Source organism: Arthrobacter sp. 10L424 (assembly GCF_056395325.1).
Map to the genome: position 1 here is coordinate 1 of NZ_JBFTJH010000023.1, position 2,383 is coordinate 2,383.

General features: G+C 64.1%; 2 protein-coding genes. Both read left to right on the forward strand.

The window, feature by feature from the left end:
• Nucleotides 1-477 (forward strand): LGFP repeat-containing protein (locus tag AC1DC5_RS18985; protein WP_476866191.1); only part of this gene is annotated, 477 nt, incomplete at its 5' end.
• Nucleotides 478-1,118: 641 nt separating this feature from the next.
• On the forward strand, nucleotides 1,119-2,383 hold a 1,265-nt coding region (locus tag AC1DC5_RS18990), incomplete at its 3' end, for an LGFP repeat-containing protein (protein WP_476866192.1).

Here is a 2,383-nt window from a genome sequence, read left to right on the forward strand (position 1 = left end):
ATCCGCGACGCCTGGGSCGCCCAAGGCTGGGAATCCGGGCCCCTCGGCTACCCCACCACCGACATACGGACCGCCGCGAACGGAGCCAAATCCCAGGGCTACCAAAACGGTGCGATCTACTGGACCGCAGCGACCGGCGCCCRMATCTCATCCGGTGTCATCCGCGACGCCTGGGCCGCCCAAGGCTGGGAATCCGGRCCCCTCGGCTACCCCACCACCGACATACGGACCGCCCCCGACGGAGCCAAATCCCAGGGCTACCAAAACGGCGCGATCTACTGGACCGCAACCACCGGAGCCCAACTCAGCCCCAACGGACCCATCCGCGACGCCTGGGCCGCCCAAGGCTGGGAATCCGGCCCCCTCGGCTACCCCACGCGTCCCCAAACCTGCACCGCAGCCGCAGATAGCTGCCACCAGCCATTCACCGGCGGAAGAATTACATGGACACCTTCACGCGGCGCTTTCATCGGCTAGCTTCGCGGGGCAATACCAGGGTGGTGCCGTCCGCGCCGCCCGGCCCCCGAGCTGCCGCGCTCCCGCTTGTTTGCCGCAGGAAGCCACCACCGTGAGCGCAATCAGCCTCCTGCACGCATAGGAAATGCGAAGGATTCGCCCTACCGTCCGGATCGCTGCAAAACCGGTCCATAAACTACTCTGACTTCCCTGTCTCGCCGTGAACGCCCCAAGCGCCGGCTGTAGGCACCATGTTCTTCGAAGGAAAAATGAATCCCAAACGAATGATGGCAGCCCTTGTCACAGCTGTGGTTATCGCGGCGGCGTCTCTGACCGCAGTTTCGGCTGCAGCAGCTCAGGCAACAGAGCCGCTGCCGTCGGCTACTTCGACAGTGGCCCCTCCGGCTCTGTCCGAACCTTCGGAGCCGGCGCCGTCCATTCAGCCGACGGCGACGGTCGCGGCGGAGGGGGCGGCTGCTTCTTCCCCCGCAGTTGCGGAGACAACCGATACTCCTCCGGTCGTTGAACAGTCGGGCGGTGCGCCAACCTCTGTCCACACTTTCCAGACGCCCCCCTTGCAGGGAAGCAAGGGAGCGGCGCCGAGGGCACTCGGTACTGAGTCCTACTCGCTCGCACGGACCGGAGTCATCAAAGTGCGGCTTGTGACCGTGCAGCTATCCGACTACAAGGCCAACATCTCCATGGCCACCGCAGTTTCCGCTGTCCAGGCAACCAGCAATTACTGGCAAACCATGTCCAATGGCAGGCTCAGCATGAGCGTCGCCAGCACCGAGACACTTAACAGTCGCAGCGCGTCATCAAGCCAACGATATTCAGACATGATGAACACGATCACCACTGAACTTGGCTGGGTTGCAAACCCCTACACGGCTCTCGTGGTCTTTGTTTCGACGCCGACGCTCTCCGACGGGGCCTACGGTGCGGGCTGGAGCTACAACGGGACCAGCGGGCGCGTGATCATGCCGCTTCCGGCATCCTTGACCCGAAGTGTCCTCACGCACGAATTCGGCCACGTACTCGGCCTAATGCACGCCAACAGCCTTGAGTGTGGCAGCGGTGCCCAGGACGTCGCGACCAACAGCGATGGCACGTTCGCAGATGCATCATGCAGCGTCCGGGAATATGGCGACAGCATGGACCTCATGGGAGTCTCCCAGACGTCCCAACCGACGATCAGCTCCACGCTGTGGGAATTTGGCGGCTTCGGCACCGGCCGCGAGATCCGGGACGTCGGCAAGGCCGGTAACACGAGCAGTTACACACTCACAGCGTGGGCCGGAGGAGCCGACGGCCGAGCCGTGAAATTCACCGACCCGGTAAGCGGGGAGGTCTACTATCTTGAATTGCGGCTGCCGGTCGGCTACGACGCCGCTACGGCGACCAACGGCAACCGCGGCGTGAAGATCGTTCAACGGTTCGGAGCAGGCTCCCTGATCCTCATGCCAGATTCCCGCCGTTTCGCTGGCTATTACAGCTCCCGCCATGCCTGGCAGGCGGGCGAAACTTTCACAACGCATGCCGGCTCCCGGGTGTCGGTCAACTGGATATCCGCCACGGCTGCCGGCGTCACTATTGAGTCGACCGCTGTCGCCGCTGTTAGGGCGATTGCTGATCTGGCGGCTGTTTCTCCGGGGCTGGGACGAGCCGTGACCGGTTTGAAGACCGGCGTGAACGGAGGGGTGTCCCAGGGCTACCAAAACGGTGCGATCTACTGGACCGCCGCCAACGGCGCCCAAATCTCATCCGGTGTCATCCGCGACGCCTGGGCCGCCCAAGGCTGGGAATCCGGGCCCCTCGGCTACCCCACCACCGACATACGGACCGCCGCGAACGGAGCCAAATCCCAGGGCTACCAAAACGGTGCGATCTACTGGACCGCAGCGACCGGCGCCCRMATCTCATCCGG